The sequence below is a fragment of the Sporosarcina luteola genome (assembly GCF_023715535.1).
In the GTDB taxonomy this organism is placed as follows: domain Bacteria; phylum Bacillota; class Bacilli; order Bacillales_A; family Planococcaceae; genus Sporosarcina; species Sporosarcina luteola_B.
Genome location: NZ_JAMBOI010000001.1, coordinates 727,416 through 743,856 on the forward strand (window position 1 = coordinate 727,416; position 16,441 = coordinate 743,856).

Annotated in this window: 20 protein-coding genes; 11 read left to right on the forward strand and 9 right to left on the reverse strand. The window is 45.0% G+C overall.

Annotation, left to right across the window (positions count from 1 at the left end; all coding sequences use genetic code 11):
- The first annotated feature begins 174 nt into the window (after positions 1-174).
- The 7 genes from M3191_RS03410 (at position 175) to M3191_RS03440 (ending at position 6,271) form a co-directional block, all read left to right on the forward strand.
- On the forward strand, positions 175-1,062 hold the full coding sequence (locus tag M3191_RS03410; RefSeq protein ID WP_251698024.1) for an EamA family transporter: 888 nt from the start codon (positions 175-177) through the stop codon (positions 1,060-1,062).
- A gap of 123 nt (positions 1,063-1,185) precedes the next feature.
- Positions 1,186-1,713 (forward strand): RNA polymerase sigma factor, encoded by a 528-nt coding sequence (locus M3191_RS03415; protein WP_251698025.1) that lies wholly within the window; start codon positions 1,186-1,188, stop codon positions 1,711-1,713.
- Positions 1,713-2,447 (forward strand): hypothetical protein, encoded by a 735-nt coding sequence (locus M3191_RS03420; RefSeq protein ID WP_251698026.1) that lies wholly within the window; start codon positions 1,713-1,715, stop codon positions 2,445-2,447. The genes M3191_RS03415 and M3191_RS03420 overlap by 1 nt, the downstream gene beginning before the upstream one ends.
- Positions 2,448-2,582: 135 nt before the next feature.
- A complete protein-coding gene (locus M3191_RS03425) occupies positions 2,583-2,942 on the forward strand; it encodes a hypothetical protein (RefSeq protein WP_251698027.1) in 360 nt (119 codons plus the stop codon).
- A 64-nt stretch (positions 2,943-3,006) separates the two neighbouring features.
- A complete protein-coding gene (locus M3191_RS03430) occupies positions 3,007-4,197 on the forward strand; it encodes an alanyl-tRNA editing protein (RefSeq protein ID WP_251698028.1) in 1,191 nt (396 codons plus the stop codon).
- A 150-nt stretch (positions 4,198-4,347) separates the two neighbouring features.
- Positions 4,348-5,565 carry a glycosyltransferase gene (locus M3191_RS03435; protein WP_251698029.1) on the forward strand — a complete coding sequence of 406 codons (1,218 nt, stop codon included), beginning with the start codon at positions 4,348-4,350 and terminating at the stop codon, positions 5,563-5,565.
- On the forward strand, positions 5,534-6,271 hold the full coding sequence (locus M3191_RS03440; RefSeq protein ID WP_251698030.1) for an HAD-IIB family hydrolase: 738 nt from the start codon (positions 5,534-5,536) through the stop codon (positions 6,269-6,271). Before M3191_RS03435 ends, M3191_RS03440 begins: the two co-directional genes overlap by 32 nt.
- 261 nt (positions 6,272-6,532) lie before the next feature.
- On the opposite strand, the gene proS is transcribed toward M3191_RS03440, so the two are convergent.
- Positions 6,533-7,969, reverse strand: a complete 1,437-nt coding sequence (gene proS, locus M3191_RS03445; protein ID WP_251698031.1) for a proline--tRNA ligase — start codon at positions 7,967-7,969, stop codon at positions 6,533-6,535.
- A 388-nt stretch (positions 7,970-8,357) separates the two neighbouring features.
- Here proS and M3191_RS03450 point away from each other — a divergent pair, with 388 nt between their 5' ends.
- Positions 8,358-8,696, forward strand: a complete 339-nt coding sequence (locus tag M3191_RS03450; RefSeq protein WP_251698032.1) for a zinc ribbon domain-containing protein YjdM — start codon at positions 8,358-8,360, stop codon at positions 8,694-8,696.
- Here M3191_RS03450 and M3191_RS03455 read toward each other — a convergent pair.
- Positions 8,693-8,842 carry a hypothetical protein gene (locus M3191_RS03455; RefSeq protein WP_251698033.1) on the reverse strand — a complete coding sequence of 50 codons (150 nt, stop codon included), beginning with the start codon at positions 8,840-8,842 and terminating at the stop codon, positions 8,693-8,695. The two genes, M3191_RS03450 and M3191_RS03455, sit on opposite strands and share 4 nt — an antisense overlap.
- 223 nt (positions 8,843-9,065) lie before the next feature.
- Here M3191_RS03455 and M3191_RS03460 point away from each other — a divergent pair, with 223 nt between their 5' ends.
- Positions 9,066-9,494, forward strand: a complete 429-nt coding sequence (locus M3191_RS03460; protein WP_251698034.1) for a GatB/YqeY domain-containing protein — start codon at positions 9,066-9,068, stop codon at positions 9,492-9,494.
- 54 nt (positions 9,495-9,548) lie between these two features.
- Here M3191_RS03460 and M3191_RS03465 read toward each other — a convergent pair whose 3' ends face one another.
- The 4 genes from M3191_RS03465 to M3191_RS03480 all read right to left on the reverse strand — a co-directional run bounded on the left by M3191_RS03465 (position 9,549) and on the right by M3191_RS03480 (position 13,286).
- Entirely contained in the window at positions 9,549-11,960 is a 2,412-nt protein-coding gene (locus M3191_RS03465) for a heavy metal translocating P-type ATPase (RefSeq protein ID WP_251698035.1), read from the reverse strand.
- Positions 11,961-12,075: 115 nt separating this feature from the next.
- Complete coding sequence (copZ, locus tag M3191_RS03470) at positions 12,076-12,276, reverse strand: copper chaperone CopZ (protein WP_251692974.1); 201 nt, start codon at positions 12,274-12,276, stop codon at positions 12,076-12,078.
- An 85-nt stretch (positions 12,277-12,361) separates the two neighbouring features.
- A complete protein-coding gene (locus M3191_RS03475) occupies positions 12,362-12,649 on the reverse strand; it encodes a metal-sensitive transcriptional regulator (RefSeq protein ID WP_251698036.1) in 288 nt (95 codons plus the stop codon).
- Positions 12,650-12,791: 142 nt separating this feature from the next.
- A complete protein-coding gene (locus M3191_RS03480) occupies positions 12,792-13,286 on the reverse strand; it encodes a YusW family protein (protein WP_251698037.1) in 495 nt (164 codons plus the stop codon).
- 177 nt (positions 13,287-13,463) lie between these two features.
- Here M3191_RS03480 and M3191_RS03485 point away from each other — a divergent pair, with 177 nt between their 5' ends.
- Positions 13,464-13,817, forward strand: coding sequence for a glyoxalase superfamily protein (locus tag M3191_RS03485; protein WP_251698038.1), 354 nt, complete (start codon positions 13,464-13,466; stop codon positions 13,815-13,817).
- A 20-nt stretch (positions 13,818-13,837) separates the two neighbouring features.
- Positions 13,838-14,350 (forward strand): methylated-DNA--[protein]-cysteine S-methyltransferase, encoded by a 513-nt coding sequence (locus M3191_RS03490; protein WP_251698039.1) that lies wholly within the window; start codon positions 13,838-13,840, stop codon positions 14,348-14,350.
- A 105-nt stretch (positions 14,351-14,455) separates the two neighbouring features.
- Here M3191_RS03490 and M3191_RS03495 read toward each other — a convergent pair whose 3' ends face one another.
- The 3 genes from M3191_RS03495 to M3191_RS03505 form a co-directional block, all read right to left on the reverse strand.
- Positions 14,456-14,656, reverse strand: a complete 201-nt coding sequence (locus M3191_RS03495; protein ID WP_251698040.1) for a YgaP family membrane protein — start codon at positions 14,654-14,656, stop codon at positions 14,456-14,458.
- 154 nt (positions 14,657-14,810) lie between these two features.
- Positions 14,811-15,740 (reverse strand): DsbA family protein, encoded by a 930-nt coding sequence (locus M3191_RS03500; protein WP_251698041.1) that lies wholly within the window; start codon positions 15,738-15,740, stop codon positions 14,811-14,813.
- Between the two features lies 1 nt (position 15,741).
- Positions 15,742-16,089, reverse strand: coding sequence for a winged helix-turn-helix transcriptional regulator (locus M3191_RS03505; RefSeq protein WP_251698092.1), 348 nt, complete (start codon positions 16,087-16,089; stop codon positions 15,742-15,744).
- Positions 16,090-16,441: the final 352 nt, after the last annotated feature.

Below are 16,441 nucleotides of genomic sequence, written 5' to 3' on the forward strand. Positions count from 1 at the left end.
TATGGACGCGGGATCGCTCGGTTTGGACGCGTTACGGCCTGCTTTGGACGTGCGGAGCCACGCTTTGGACGCTGAGCCGCACTCTTTGGACGCAGTTCCTATAGATTGACTACCCGCACTGATTTCCGACAACCGTGTTATACTATTGCGTGAACTGGAACTGGAGGTCGCAAGATGAAACCATGGATGTATCCGCTGTTCGTCATTCTTGGAGCGTGCAGCTATGGAATTCTTTCAACGATTATTAAATTGGCCATTGCGGACGGGTATACGGCATCTCAGGCAGTGACGAGCCAATACTATACCGGCTTTCTATTAGCCGCACTTATTTACCTTTTCACCCGACGAACGCTTCCGAAGTTCGGCGGCGGTTTTACGCTGGTCATCGCCGGTCTGCTAACAGCAATCACAGGAACAGTTTATGGGAAAGCTGTCAGCTTGATGCCTGCTTCCCTCGCAGTTGTCATGCTCTTTCAATTTACGTGGATCGGCATGCTTTTCGATTGCATCGCCCGCCGGCGACTTCCGAAACGAATTGAAGTCATTTCACTACTGTTTTTATTCGGTGGCACGATTTTAGCTGCAGGCGTTATCGATGCCGACTTAAGCGGCATCCCTTGGCAAGGATGGGCTTGGGGAATGGTTTCGGCAGTCAGTTTCTCGGCATTCCTCATGGTGAATCAGCGGCAAGTGGAAGGGATGGACATGATCACCAGGCTATTGTTCATGTCATTCTTCGCCGCTGTCGCCATCACCTTCTTTCAAGAGCCGCAAATCGTATGGGACGGTACATTGCTGAACGGCTTATGGATTTATGGCCTGATTTTAGGGGTGTTCGGCATCATTTTGCCGATCCTTCTCTTCTCCATCGGCATTCCAAAAGTCGGTACAGGGATGGCGTCAATATTAAGCGCGATTGAACTGCCAGTCGCTGTTACTGTGTCGATGATTTTACTGCATGAGCATATGACCGTTTTGCAGATTACGGGAATTGTGATCATCCTTATCGGCATGACATTGCCTAGCATCGCTAACCGACGGATACGATTGAAAAAGAATTGAGGAGATTTCCACATCACTTAAGTAAGTGATGTGGTTTTTTTGTTGCGCCGAAAACTTTTCGGCAAACCTGAGGGTATATATAGGAGAGCAACAAACTAGGTTGTTTTGAAAGGAGTGTGCCGCGTGCAGCAGGAAAAGTGGGTTCGCAAAATACGGGCAGGCGACCAAACCGCATTCCGTCAATTTTATGAAGCGTATGCGGGTCCGGCAATCCGGACGGCGAGCGCCATCACCCGCAACCGAGAGATGGCAAAAGATGCGGTGCAGGAAACGTTTATCCGGGTGTATCGGCAAATTGGCAGCTATAATCCAACATTGCCATTCGACCCTTGGTTCTATCGTATATTGACGAATGAATGTCTTCGTTTAATGAAAAGGGAATCTCCCCTATCAACTATCGAAACACTGGAAAACGCTCCTTCACTCGTAGAGGAATCGTTCGATCAATTGACGGAGCTTTACGATATTATTCAAGCATTGGACGATTCACACCGGATTCCGCTGATCTTGAAATATATTAAAGGATTTTCCGAAAAAGAGATCGCGGACATTTTAGGGTTGAATCAAAACACCGTAAAATCGCGATTATTCAAAGGAAGAAAGCGGTTGAAAGAGCAACTGGAGCCCACTCGAGAGGAGGATATGTTCTGATGAGCAAATTTGACGACCGGATAAAGACAGAGCTTGAACAAAAAACGGACGCAGATGTGCATGAACTTAAGGATGACATTTGGAATGTAATCAACGAGGAACTGTTTGAAGGGAGTAGGACAACAATGAAAAGAAAAAAACGATGGATGCCTGCAATGCTCATTGCAGCGGCAGCACTAATCCTTGCATTCACCTTACAGACCGAGCCCGGCTTGGCCTTAATCAAAGGCATAAAGGATATGTTCGTCCCTGAAAAGGAGATCATCCAAAGCATCGAAGGACAGGACGAGCCGACAGAAGTCCATTTGAATGAAGGAAAAGATTCCGAATACATCATCTATGTGGATGAATCCCGTTATAAAATGATCAAAGGGGAAGATTCCGATGTCATTACGACAATCGAACCTCTACCAGAGAAATACCCCGAAGTAAGCATGGAAATCAAACAATATCCAACCGATCAACCGGAAATGCTTGTGAAGGAGCTTGAGGAAAAGTTGAAGGTCGATTTCCCTGATCTGCGGGAAATTGAAACGGTCTCGGAGCCGGTCGAAGGTTTCTGGCTGCATGGTCTTACTGAGTCGACTTGGGATGGAAAGGTTATTGATGTGTACGTCATCAGCAACGGCAAGGATGGGAGCTTTGTCATTACCGAGAAATATTTCCTAGAAGCGGCAGAAGGCCATGGCGCAAGGTTCTCTCATATGCTACAGAGCTTTGAAATTATCGAATGAACGGAGTTTTGAAGGGGGGATCCTTTTTCCCCTTCTTTTTTTGTAGGTATAAAAGTAGATTCGCCTGCTCTTATGCATATGTTATAAGAAGATAGGGTATAGATTGAGAAGTAGATAGCAAGGAGGCTCTTGGGCATGGATATTTTCATGATTATCATCGACACGCTGATCGTTTTATTATATATAACGCTGATCGCATTCATTACACCTTTCACGATGAAATACTTAAAAAGAAGGAACCAGGATATATTCATTCAAATGTTGCCGATCTGTTTCATCGTTTTCGTCAGCAGCATTATCATTTCCATGGGACTTGGCGGCTTCAAAGAGATGGTATTCTTTCAAATAACAAGTATCGTTTCATTGGTTCTTCTAGGTTCTCTATTGTTCCTGACATTGGCAATGAGAGTATTATGGAAAGATAAATATGATATGTTAGTTGAAAGGATCCTATCCTTTCGAACAAAAAATGAACGGAGCTTCTCACTGAAATAAGTGGGAAGCCCTTTTCTATTTGTTGTACACTGTTTGTAAACGGATTACATAAGGAGACAGGTTTATGTTAAAGGATCGCATTTATTATCAAGACAACTATAAACAGTCATTTAGTGCACGTATTATCGGAAATGGGACGGATCCGGAGGGGCGCCCCTATGTCGTATTGAACAACACGGCGTTTTATCCGACCGGCGGCGGGCAGCCGCATGATACGGGAACTATTGAAGGAATCCGAGTGATTGATGTGGAGGAGATGGATGGTGAAATCCGTCATTTTCTTGAAGAAGAGCTTCATTCCAAAGAGGAAGTGGTAGGCGAGATCGATTGGGAGCGCCGTTTCGACCATATGCAGCAACATGCGGGGCAGCATATTTTGACGGCTGCTTTTGTCCGGCTTTTCGGATTCCAAACAGTCAGTTTTCATCTAGGCAAAGGACTCGTTTCCATTGACTTGGACGCGGAAGAAGTGACAGCCGAGCAATTAGCTGCTGCTGAAAAGCTTGCGAATGATATCATTTTGGAAAACCGTCCTATTGAAACAAAATGGGTGACGGAAGACGAGCTTTCGGAGTATTCGCTTCGTAAACAATTGGCCGTGACAGGCGAGATCAAGCTCGTCATTATACCCGATTTCGACTATAACGGCTGCGGGGGCACCCATCCTTCTTCGACAGGGCAAATCGGGTTGCTGAAAATCCTCTCCACGGAAAAACAGAAGCGGAAAGTCCGTGTCCACTTTGCTTGTGGCGGTCGGGTTCTACAACAGCTGCATCGCAAGCATGAAGAGCTGTCCACCGCTTCCAAACTGCTGAGCGCACCGGAGGAAGGCGTAAGCGTTGCGATCGAGCGATTAGTAGCTTCTCATCATTCATTGGAAAAAGCATTGGAAAGTGCAAAGGAAGAGTTATTGTCCTTCGAGATGAAAAAATTATTGGATAATAAGAATGGCAACATTGTAAAAGCCTCATTTAGTAATCGGACTGTACAAGAACTGCAAAAATTGGCACGGATGATTGTAACGGAGGATGATTCGGCAATCGCCCTTCTCGTTGCCGAAAATGAAGAACGTCTTCAATTCGTTGCGGCCCGGGGCGCATCCGCCGAGACAAGCATGAAACTGGTTTCCGCTTCGGCCATACCTTTACTCGGCGGAAAAGGTGGCGGGAATGATGCATTTGTCCAAGGCGGCGGCGAGCGGGCAATGACTGCAGAAGAACTGTTGAATGTGATGGAGAATACGATTGGCAACTAATTGATAAGTGGCTCCTCCCGATTTCTTACCGGGAGGAGTTTATTTTATTGTAAAGCTTGCTCTCTAACTATGTTTTCTATTTGTCAATAAGGGTATATAAAGACATTAGATACAAGGATACTTCTGATATCTTCGAAGGAGAGAGTTTACATGAAGAAAAGAATCGTATTCATTTCTGATCACGGCGATCCCCTTGCACCGCTTGGAGGCGAACAGGCAGGCGGCCAAAATAATTACGTAAAACAGTTAGCACTTTCATTGGATAAAAAAGGCCATACAGTGGATGTCATTACCCATTGGGCTGATGCAAAAACGCCTGCTATAGAGGAATTCGGCTCCAAATGTCGAGTGATCCGTGTATCAGCAGGGGTAAAGGGCTTTGTACCGAAGAACCAGATGTACGACATGCTATATGATTTTTATGACGAAATGCGTTCTCGCATCGACTTGTCGTCGTATGACTTGATGCATACCCATTATTGGCTTTCCGGTCTTCTTGGTGCAAAAGTGGCTGAGGAGTATGGATTGCCATGGATCCACACTTCCCACTCGCTAGCAATTGCCAAAGAGCAAGCGACGGGCGTTCGGGAAGACAAAAGAATGGACGCTGAGCAATTGATATTGCAATTAGCCGACACAGTAGTCGCTACGACTGCAACCGAAAAGAAATTAATTCATAGCTTCGTTGCAGACCCTTCTCCGATTAAGGTCATTCCCATAGGGGTTGACAAGAACTTCAAACCAACAATCCAAAAGGAAAAACGACAGCCATTTTTTGCATTTGCAGGAAGGCTGGAAAAGACGAAAGGAATCTACACGCTTCTTCAAGCCTTCAGACTACTAATGGAGCGGCATGAGCTGCCGCCATCCGCAAAGCTCGTCATTGCAGGAGGAGACCCGGATAAAATTGATATGCAAAAGAAACTGCCGGCCGATCCGAAATTGAAAAAGGCGGTTAAGGGATTGGAACGTAATATCGAATTCATCGGAGCCCGTACCCAACGCCAATTGGCGGATTTATTCAACGAAGCGACCGCCGTCATTGTACCTTCTACGTACGAATCATTTGGAATGGTCGCTGCGGAAGCGCAAGCATGTGGAAGCCCTGTCATCGCTTCGAAAGTGGGTGGGTTACAGGACGTAGTCCGCCATCGAGAGACGGGCATCCACATTGAAAAGGAAAACCATGAGCATTTGGCATTCGCCATGAAGCTACTTGCAGCAAACAATGAGTTCGCCCGTTCCCTCGGAAGACGCGCTGCTGCCTATGCGCGGCGGGAATTCGATTGGGACACTGTCGCCAAGAGAATGGATGAATTGTATGAGGTGGTCCTGTTTGAAAAACAAAAAGTATTTGCTAGCGACTGATTTGGATGGAACGTTTGTCGGTGATGAGGAAGCGCTTGGGCGACTGCTTGAGTACTTTAACAGCGCGCCTCATGAGGTCGCACTCGTCTATGTGACTGGCAGGCATTTTTCCTCCGCCCAATCGCTTATCGCGGAAGAAGGGTTGCCAATTCCCAATCTGCTTATAACGGATGTGGGTACGTCTATTTATCATGCCGACGGGCTGGAAGATATCAATTGGAAGAGACATATGCAGGAGGATTGGCAACCTGAGTTGATTGCCGAAATTGCTGTCACTTTTCCTTCGCTGAAAAGACAGGAGCTGCCCGATGATCGACGTGTTTCCTTTACTGTGTCTGATGATGTCGGGGCGGTGGATGAATTCCGAAAAGCACTCGATGCCCAGGCTATTCCACATACGTTCATCTTCAGCTCAAACCGGGATATTGACGTACTTCCTAGTCGTGCCGGCAAGGGGAACGCATTGGAATATGTACTCGGGAAGTATGCGAGAGATGACGTTAAGCTGCTTATCGCAGGCGACTCGGGCAACGACCGGGACATGCTTTCCCTCGGCCACCCTTCCGTTATCGTCGGCAATGCCCAGCCTGAGTTGCTGGAAATGGAGCCTTGCGAGAATCTATTCCGGGCGAATGAAAACTGTGCGGGGGGCATTCACGAAGCGTGGCTACACTTTTATGGGGAGGGGCGGGAGTTTGTTGGATGAGTTATCACCGAATCGCGGCTGTTTATCACCGAATCGGGGGGTTACCACCGACTCACATGAAGTCACCACCAACTTGAAGAGTTATCACCGCTTAGAAGATGTTTATCACCGCTCGGAAGCACTTTATCACCACTCAACGTGAGTTTATCACCGCTTAGCATCATCTTATCACCACTTTACCACTAAATGGACGAAAAATATTCAATATCTCCATGCAAAAGGCTGCCTCCCGAGGGATGGCAGCCTAATTCATTCAAAATATTAATAAGCTCTCGCAAACCAAACTGTATGTTTCGAGTCTTTTCCACAATTAATGCACGTCGACTTTTCAGCTGGTGGATTGAATGGAATATTTCGCGTTGTGAACATTGTCTCTTCTTTCACTTGCTCCTCGCACGCATCCTCGCCGCACCAGCCGGCAAGGATCCAACCAGGGATTTCGCCCTTCTCCGTCGAATCCGCGATATGCTTCGTCAGGTCCTCCATTGTGTCGATATGCGTATGGGAATGCTCCGCCCGGAATGCACGCGCTTTATCAAGCAGGCGTGTCTGCATCGTTTGCAATTCCTGTTCTATGCTTTCGACAATATTTGCTAAGTCAATGGCGACTTTCTCGTCTTCGTCACGCGCTTTCATAAGCGCTTGATTGTTCTCCAAGTCACGTGGTCCTAGTTCAACACGGACTGGAACGCCTTTCAGTTCCCACTCATTGAACTTGAATCCTGGCGACTGATCGGAATCATCCAACCGCACACGGACACCTTTCGCTTTCAACTCCGCGAAGATTTCATCCAGCTTCTCCATGATAGCCGGGTTCTTCTTCCAAGGACCGACCGGAATCAAGACAACTTGCGTCGGTGCAATACGTGGAGGCAGCACAAGTCCTTGCTCATCCCCGTGTACCATGATGACCGAGCCGATCAACCGCGTCGAAGTTCCCCATGATGTCGTGTGAACAAATTCGTGACGGTTCTCTCTTGTTAGGTATTTTATGTCGAATGCTTCCGCAAACTTCGTACCTAAATAATGGGACGTACCTGCTTGAACCGCTTTCCCGTCCTTCATCATCGCTTCGATTGAATACGTGTCGACTGCGCCTGCAAAACGTTCTGAAGGCGTTTTTTGTCCGTCATAAACTGGAATCGCCAATAGCTCTTCCACGACTTCTTTATAAATATTCAACATCTGCATTGTTTCTGCACGTGCTTCTTCTTCATCGACATGCGCCGTATGGCCTTCTTGCCATAAAAACTCAGACGTACGGATGAAAGGCAATGTTCTTTTTTCCCAACGGAAGACGTTCGCCCATTGGTTGATCAATACTGGAAGGTCACGATAACTCTTAATCCAATCGGAATACAAGTGGCCGATCATTGTCTCGGACGTCGGACGCAATGCCAAACGTTCTTCCAATTTCTCACCTGCAGCCTCCGTCACCCATGGTAATTCAGGAGAAAATCCTTCGATATGATCTTTCTCTTTTTGGAAAAACGACTCAGGAATTAGCATTGGGAAATATGCATTTCGGTGGCCAGTCTCCTTGAAACGCTTATCCATTTCAGCTTGGATATGCTCCCAAATTTCGTAGCCGTCCGGTTTGAATGCGATACATCCACGAACCGGTGTATAATCCATTAAATCCGCCTTCTGGATCGTGTCGATATACCATTTTGAAAAATCGTTCTTCTGATTACTCATCTTGATTTCCTCCCTATACATAATAAAAAGCGCAAAGCTGTCCTGACATAAGGACGTCTTTGCGCTGGATAGACGTGGTACCACCTTCATTCGGCCTAGCGATGCTAAGCCCTCGAACGTTCTGTAACGAAAACGACCCGGTCATGTTTGCATGACATCTCCGTGGTAGGGTTCAATGAAAAGCGGTGGTACGGCTCTCAGCAATTCGCCATACTTTCTGGTTCACATTTTTCATCTACTTGGCCACATCAGTGATTCCATATTGCTTATAATATAGCAAATACTTGAGATTTATACAAATGCGGTTGTGTTTTGCTTCCGCCCGACTTGGATTAATCCTGTTCTTTGCTATAGTATGATTGATACTACTAGATGGAGGAATCAAGTCATGAATAATTTACCTAATTGCCCAAAATGTAATTCCGAATACACATATGAAGACGGAAACCTGTTTGTTTGCCCTGAATGTGCACACGAGTGGACATTGGAATCCCAGGAGACCGAAGAAGAAGCTGCGGTCGTCCGCGATGCGAATGGAAATGAATTGAACGATGGCGACACGATCACTGTTATCAAAGATTTAAAAGTAAAAGGAAGTTCAAACGTCGTCAAAATGGGAACGACGGTGAAAAACATCAAGCTGGTTGAAGGCGATCACGATATTGATTGCAAAATCGCCGGTTTCGGCCCGATGCAATTGAAATCGGAGTTTGTGAAGAAGATTTAACTTGATGTACAGTGAGTCGAAGGTCCCGAAATGACGATAAGTTCAAGGAAATGACCGATAACTTTGTCGAGTTGACCGATATCTGATTGGAATCGACCGATAACTTGCAAGAATTGACCGATATCGGTCACCATTGGCAAAAACAAAGGGGACTGTCCTGTGACAGCCCCCTTTTCCCATTACAGTTTAAATTGAATAATTGAAGAATATTCCCAGTAAGTTCTTCAGCGTATTTCGATAGCTGCTCTGTTCTACTTTTTCTTATGGCAACACCCACAAGTTGCAGTTCAAGGTTGCCTCCTCTATAATTATTAAACAAATTCGAGTGGGATGGATGCATTCGATAAATGAAAAGAGGCGATTTGAACGATGCTAAAGACAACTGTGTTCGAACAACTAAAGCAGGCAATGAGAGATAAGGATGTCCTTTCCAAAGGCGTGTTGACAATTTTGAAGTCCGGACTTGACCTTGCTGAAAAAGAAAAGGGTTCCGCTTTGACAGAGGAAGAGGAAGTCGCAATCGTCAACCGCGAAATCAAACAGACGAATCAAGCGTTGGAAGGTGCCGAGAAAGCGCAGCGTGAGGACTTAATTGAACAGGAAAAGGCGAAATTAGTTTTGCTTAAATCATTCTTGCCGAAGCAATTAAGCGAGGATGAAGTGAAGATATTGCTGACAGAAGCGGGAGTCGTCCAAGGTATGAACATGGGGGATGCAATGAAGATTGCCAAGCCGCTCCTAGCCGGCAAAACAGACGGCGCTACGATGTCAAAAGCTGTGAAGAGTCTCATTCAGTAACATAGTTAAAGCCCATCCGAATGGATGGGCTTTTGTATTTGTATTTGAAAGCTGTTACAGTTTTACTCGTTGAAGTCTAAGTGCGTTCAGTACGACCGATACCGAGCTGAACGCCATCGCAGCGCCCGCAACCCATGGGGCTAACAGGCCGAGCGCGGCTACCGGTATGCCGATCGTGTTGTAAAAGAAGGCGAAAAACAGGTTCTGCTTAATGTTGCGCATCGTCTTCCGGCTCATGATAAATGCGTCCGCAACGCTATTCAAATCGCCACGCATTAACGTAATGTCTGCCGCCTCAATCGCAATATCCGTTCCGGTGCCGACCGCCATACCGATATCCGCCACAGCAAGCGCCGGTGCGTCGTTGATGCCATCGCCGACCATCGCAACTTTCTTCCCTTCCAATTGTAATTGCTTGATTTTATCGCTTTTCTGGTCTGGAAGAACTTCTGCAATGATATGAGTCAGACCAACTTGCCGCCCAATCGCTTCAGCGGTATGTTGGTTGTCTCCAGTCAGCATTATGACGTCAAGACCAAGTTCCTGCATTCTTCGTATGGCCTCTTTGGACGTTTCTTTCACAGTATCTGCAACCGCCACGACGCCTGCAAGCTTCCCATCGATTGCGATAAGCATCGCTGTTTTCCCTTCGTTCTCCATTTTCTCCATCGTGGATTCAATATCATGAAGGTCAACATTACGGCTGCGCATTAATTTTCGCGTACCGACAAATAAATGCTTTCTAGCAACTTCCGCTTCAATTCCGTATCCAGGAAGCGCGTTGAAAGCTTCCACTTCAATCAATTCGACACCTTTTTCTTTGACGCCTGTTACGATTGCCTGCGCAAGTGGATGCTCAGACTGGTTCTCAGCCGATGCGACCAATTGAAGGACATCTTGCTCAATAAAGCCTTCCGATACGATAACGTCTGTTAATGCTGGTTGACCTTTTGTAACAGTTCCTGTTTTATCTAACACTACCGTGTCAATGGAGCGTGTATTTTCAAGGTGTTCGCCGCCTTTGAAGAGCAAACCCATTTCAGCAGCTCGACCAGATCCGGCCATAATAGATGTCGGTGTTGCTAATCCGAGCGCACAAGGACAAGCGATGACGAGAATGGAAATGGTTGGAATGAGAGCCGATCTGAAGTCGCCCGGCGTGACAGCGAAATACCAGATGAAGAACGTTAAAATGGCTATGCCGACAACGATAGGGACAAAGATGCCCGAAATTCTATCCGCCAAACGTTGGATTTCAGCTTTGGAGCCTTGCGCTTCTTCAACGACTTTAACAATTTGCGATAATGCGCTATCCCTGCCTACCTTCGTCGCTTTAATTTGCAATGAACCATTTTTATTGATCGTAGCTCCGATAACGGAGTTGCCAGCCACCTTATCGACAGGAATACTTTCACCAGTAATCATCGATTCATCGATTGCCGATTGGCCGGAAACGATTTCTCCATCGACAGGTATCTTTTCGCCTGGTTTGACGAGGATAATGTCCCCTGCCACGACTTCCTCAATAGGAACTTCCTGCTCAATTCCATCCTTCAACACGCGTGCTGTTTTCGCTTGCAAACCAAGAAGTTTTTGAATCGCCTGGCTCGTCTTCCCTTTTGCCCGTACTTCGAATAATTTACCGAGGACGATAAGGGTAATAATGACGGCGGATGCTTCAAAGTAGAGCTCCGGATGACCGACACTGCCTGCATTCATCCATTCAAAGGTTAAATAAAGACTGTAGAAATAGGCAGCGCTCGTTCCAAGCGCTACGAGTACATCCATGTTGGCGCTTTTATTTCGTAATGCCGAGTAGGCGCCTTTATAGAATTGTGCGCCAATGATGAATTGGACGGGTGTCGCGAGTGCCAGCTGTACCCACGGATTCATGAGGATTGCCGGCAAGTAGAGGAAGGAAAGGAATTCGAAATGTGCCACCATCGTCCATAATAGCGGCAACGTGAGGAATGCAGAAACTAAGAATTTCCGGGTCTGCCTTTTGATTTCCCGCTCTTTATGGTCCATTTTTTCATTGCCATCCGATTTCGACAGCAATTCATACCCCATTTTCTTTACATTCGCCCTCATTTCGGCGACGGTTGTTTGACTGCTGTCATAATCGACAGTAAGCGTTTCAAGCGCAAAATTGACGGTTGCATTAGAAACGCCATCCATCTTATTGATACGTCTTTCTATTTTTGTCGCACATGCTGCACAGGTCATGCCCGTCACGTCAAATGCAGCTTTGTCTTGTATGACGTGAAAGCCAAGCTTTTCAATTCTAGACGTGAACTCATCGACGTTCGTGATTTCGGGGTCGAAAAATATCGTAGAACTTTCAAGTGCAAAGTTTACATTCGCCTTTTCAACGCCCTCTATTTTGGATAAACCCTTTTCAATCCGGTTTGCACATGCGGCGCATGTCATCCCATCGATCTTCAAGGTTTTTTCTATAGTTGTCATCTGTATCCCTCCTATACTGGGTGGGGGTATATTAAATTGAAAAAAGAAGGATTATACGATGTAGTATAACCATTTCTCTTTCTATATACCCCACATGGTTAGCTGAAGCCTTTAATTAAGCGATGTCATAGCCTTGGTCTTCAATCGTTTCCTTTATTTGCGCGATATTTGTTTTATTATCGAACTCAACTGTTACTTCTTTAGTCGCAAGGTCCACTGTAACAACGGAAACACCTTGTAGTTCACCGACGCTTGACTCGATTGATTTTACGCAGTGGCCACAAGACATGCCTTCTACTTTTAAAACTTCTTTCATTATGAAAACCTCCCAGTATTGTGAATATTGTCACTCCCAATATAGCATACCCTATGCAGGTATACAAAGAAAAAGTTCCAGCTAACTATTTGGTCATCGTTTTCATGACGCTCATCAACTCTTGAATTGCCGCTTCGCCATCTTGTCCTTTTATCGCTTTCACGACACAGTGATGAGTATGATCTTCCAATAAAGCTAATGAAACCTTATTCATCGCAGATTGAATCGCACTGATTTGATGGAGAATATCAACACAATAACGGTCATTCTCAATCATTTGATGAACGCCTCTTACTTGCCCTTCTATCCGTTTTAAACGATTTAACAGTTGTTGTTTGTTTGGTTGGACTGTTTTCTTAATTGTTTCAGACAAACCATTTCACCCCGATTCTAAATATACCCTATACCCCTATTTTATCATTGTTGGATAAGAAGCGCAATTATTGATCGGAAGCCGTACCAAATCAAAACAAACGTGAGTATGAAACCCACGTTTGTTTTAATAGTCGCTTTATTTATTTCTTCTTATCTTCAAATTCGACTTTCGTTCCATCATTGAATGTGATTTCCAAATCAAATTTTGTATAGTCAGTCGGCAGATTGAAGGTTTTCAATACTTCTGCAATCGCTTCATCCTTGTTCGTTTTCTGTGTAATCGTCAACTGTTGAACAAGAGGATATAACTCATCGAATGCCTCTGTTCCGTCTTTCCTGACATGATTCAATTCATCTTCAATTTTAGCTATAACAGTGCCTACGCTTTTCGTCTCGAGTTCCGCTTCGTACTCGTTATCGCCTGCATATTCAACTTCCAATTCAAATTCTACATAATCAAGTTCATCCATATTTTGCAGCATGTCCGCAGGAGTTTCCTCTTTGATAGTCTCCTCTTTTATGTCCGCAGGAGTCTCCTCTTTTACGGTAGGCTCTTCTCTTTGGCCATCCGTACCACAGCCGATCAACATAAGAGATAGCGCGCCGGCAAATGATAATGTACCGATTTTTTTCATTCAAATGACCTCCGATCTATAGTATTCCTTACCCGTTTCATACTACATTAATCAAGATTGACAATTCAAAAAGAACTCATCCGATCGATTTTTAGATGGGCTTTCTTCTACAACTTTAGTATACTTATTGTCAGTTTAAAGGTTAGGAACATTCAGTCGAAAGGAGTAAGTTGTTGAATGATTACACCTATCTTTCGGATATTTGATATTGGAAAGGCTCTTGCCTTTTATGTGGATTATTTAGGGTTTCAAATGGATTGGCAACATCAATTTGCAGAGAACATGCCGTTTTACTTTCAAATTTCTAAGAATAAAACTGTCTTGCATTTATCCGAACATCATGGCGATGCTTCCCCTGGCAGTGCAATCCGTATAAAAATGGAGGATGTTAGAGGCTATCATGCTTATCTATCGGAAAAAGACTACTGCTTTGCTAATCCCGGTATTGAGAATACACCTTGGGGTACGTTAGAATTGAGGCTTATTGACCCTTTCTCAAATAGGATTATTTTTTACGAGGAGTGCGAGTAAGTAGTGGAAGGAGTTTTGGATTGGATAAGAATAGTAAAGACATCATCTATTGGACCCTCTTTATTCACGGAGAATGGAACATCCATTTGGCGGCAACAACTGATGGTCTCTGTTATGCAGGTCCAAATAATGCTCCATTCGAGGAACTTGATGAATGGGCGAAGAAGCGACTTCCTGCGTTTCGATTGGTGGAAGACAGGTCTGTATTGGAACCTTACGCAGATGAACTGATTGCCTATATGGATGGAAAACGGCAAGCGTTCACAATGCCAGTAGATCTTCATGGCACTCCGTTTCAACAATCCGTCTGGATGGCTCTGCAGGAAATCCCGTTCGGAGAAACGGTCTCCTATTCAGATATTGCCGAAAGGATTCAAAAACCGAAGTCGGTACGGGCGGTTGGAGCCGCTATTGGCGCCAATCCTTTACTAATTACCGTCCCTTGCCATCGCGTCATCGGTAAAAACGGTAAATTGACCGGCTTCCGGGGTGGATTGGAAATGAAGAAGCAATTGTTGGAGCTCGAGAAATAACACACTGGAAACTAGTTCTGCCCCCGCTCGATTGAGTCAGAATACTGGACGTATAACGTTGTTAAGAAGTGTGCAAGCTGCTGCCTCGCACACTTCTATTTCCTCCTACTTATCCAATTCCAACATATCCGTCATCGGGCAGTATCGAGTAATTCCTTCCGCAACTTTTTGTGCACCCATTACGGAAAAAAACATTTGAGCGCCAGAAGGTTTCTCCCTAGCCATTTTCGCAATTGACCATGCGAGTAAAGTCAGTCCTCCCGCAATACGCACCATTGAATTCACTGTACCGATATTTTGTTTCATCTACGTCCACTCCTTCCTCATAGTTGCCGCCTCTCTTTAGATTTCCCCTTCCATTCCAAATTACACGGTAATAAAAGATGATAATTTATACAAGAAAAAATTTGCGATGGTAAGTAAAAAGCGACATCCTTGTGAGGAGTCGCTTTTGTTAAGATTAGTTTAATTGAATGTATTTTTCATCAAGAATGCTACTTACGGTGTAAGCATTTTGCGCTAATCGGCTTTGTAGGAAGTCATCCAACTCACTTTTTTCAATCGAATAGAATTCTTCAATTTCGCGAGAGAACAACAACTTTTCCTCTTGAAGCAATTGATCCAATCCAGAAAGTTCCTTCGGCTTTATCGTTTCATTCGGCAACAGGCGTTGAAGTCCATTTGCATAGTCCTCTAACGTTCTAGCCCCGACAATCCGGACGCCTTGTTGTTCTTCGTTCATCATGACGATTGTAGGGAATCCACGTACTCCTAACTTAGCGACAAGCTGGAAGTCTTCGTGCAATTTCGTATTTGCCTCTGGAAGTTTAGATTGTTTAACGATCTCTTCCCCATTCAGCCCGACTTGGTTCACAATATCAATCAAGACATCATCTTGTGCAATGTTTTTATTGAAGGCAAATAGCTCTTCACGTGCACGGCGCAAAAATGTGTTTGCAAGCTCCGGATGCTTCTCCTGAATCACCTTATATACACGTGACGGGATGAAGGATGATTCGATAGGATTATCGTACCAAACCGTCCCGTCAATCGGCATGCGAGAGTGTTCCCCAACTTCTCTCCAATGACCGGCTACATCGGCAGGTCCGTTTATTCCGTTTGCAGGATCGACGGGACCATTCCCCCATTTTTCAAGCAATCCACCCATAAGCGTATGCATATTAAAATAATGGCCGTACTGATGCACAAACTTTCGAAGAACTGGCTCCAATGCCCAGCAATGCGAGCAGATCGGATCGGTTACATAATAGAGGTCAATCGTTTTTTTCGGTGCTGACAAATCGATGAATTCCATTGCTCCTGTGTCATCCCCCGCTGGTCCACAGATACCAGTTTCCATATCACATACCATGTTATTGTTTTTCTCCATTTCAATTCCCCTTTTCTTTAGTGTAATTGGATAAATCGAGTTCAATATGCTGTTGCGCCCAAGCTTGTACTGGCTGCAAAGCGAGAGCCAATTGCTGTCCCTTTTCGGACAGATGATAGGAAATGATGACAGGCGTTCCTTCTGCCACTTTTTTTATGACTAATCCGTGCTCAGCGAGTTCAATCAATTTCATTGAAAGCGAACGGGGGGTAATATCCGGCAAGTCGCGTTTCATTTCGGAAAAATGGGCAGTGAACTCGGGGCAGATCGACAGGTAATGAATAATAAGCCCGTTCCATCGCCTTCCTAAAATCTCGAAGCACGATTCTAAATAAGGACATACTTTAATGAGTACCACCTCCACTTAATTAATTTAATTGTATACCGGTATAAAAAGTATATCAAGTATAAAGATTATTGACTGCGTTGGCATAAAAAAAGTTGCCAATGGTTGGCAGCTTGTAGTTGATCAGGCGCTATCGATACTATGCATTTTTCTTTGGACGCGGAAGGCCTCGCTTTGAGCGCGGAATGACTCACTTTGAGCGCGAGAGGCCTCGCTTTGAGCGCGGAAGTGAAAGTAGTATAAAAAGTGGACACAATCTAATGAGCATGTTTGGATAAGGATAACAATAATATGCGAACGGAGAGTGTCCAAAATGGGTAAAAGAATTGACGATGATCTTAAGAAGCATTTAGTC

Coding starts and splice junctions, on each gene's coding strand:
- M3191_RS03410 (WP_251698024.1), top strand. CDS start 175: ATGAAACCATGGATGTATCCGCTGTTCGTCATTCTTGGAGCGTGCAGC.
- M3191_RS03420 (WP_251698026.1), top strand. CDS start 1,713: ATGAGCAAATTTGACGACCGGATAAAGACAGAGCTTGAACAAAAAACG.
- M3191_RS03425 (WP_251698027.1), top strand. CDS start 2,583: ATGGATATTTTCATGATTATCATCGACACGCTGATCGTTTTATTATAT.
- M3191_RS03430 (WP_251698028.1), top strand. CDS start 3,007: ATGTTAAAGGATCGCATTTATTATCAAGACAACTATAAACAGTCATTT.
- M3191_RS03435 (WP_251698029.1), top strand. CDS start 4,348: ATGAAGAAAAGAATCGTATTCATTTCTGATCACGGCGATCCCCTTGCA.
- proS (WP_251698031.1), bottom strand. CDS start 7,969: ATGAGTAATCAGAAGAACGATTTTTCAAAATGGTATATCGACACGATC.
- M3191_RS03450 (WP_251698032.1), top strand. CDS start 8,358: ATGAATAATTTACCTAATTGCCCAAAATGTAATTCCGAATACACATAT.
- M3191_RS03460 (WP_251698034.1), top strand. CDS start 9,066: ATGCTAAAGACAACTGTGTTCGAACAACTAAAGCAGGCAATGAGAGAT.
- M3191_RS03465 (WP_251698035.1), bottom strand. CDS start 11,960: ATGACAACTATAGAAAAAACCTTGAAGATCGATGGGATGACATGCGCC.
- copZ (WP_251692974.1), bottom strand. CDS start 12,276: ATGAAAGAAGTTTTAAAAGTAGAAGGCATGTCTTGTGGCCACTGCGTA.
- M3191_RS03480 (WP_251698037.1), bottom strand. CDS start 13,286: ATGAAAAAAATCGGTACATTATCATTTGCCGGCGCGCTATCTCTTATG.
- M3191_RS03485 (WP_251698038.1), top strand. CDS start 13,464: ATGATTACACCTATCTTTCGGATATTTGATATTGGAAAGGCTCTTGCC.
- M3191_RS03495 (WP_251698040.1), bottom strand. CDS start 14,656: ATGAAACAAAATATCGGTACAGTGAATTCAATGGTGCGTATTGCGGGA.
- M3191_RS03500 (WP_251698041.1), bottom strand. CDS start 15,740: ATGGAGAAAAACAATAACATGGTATGTGATATGGAAACTGGTATCTGT.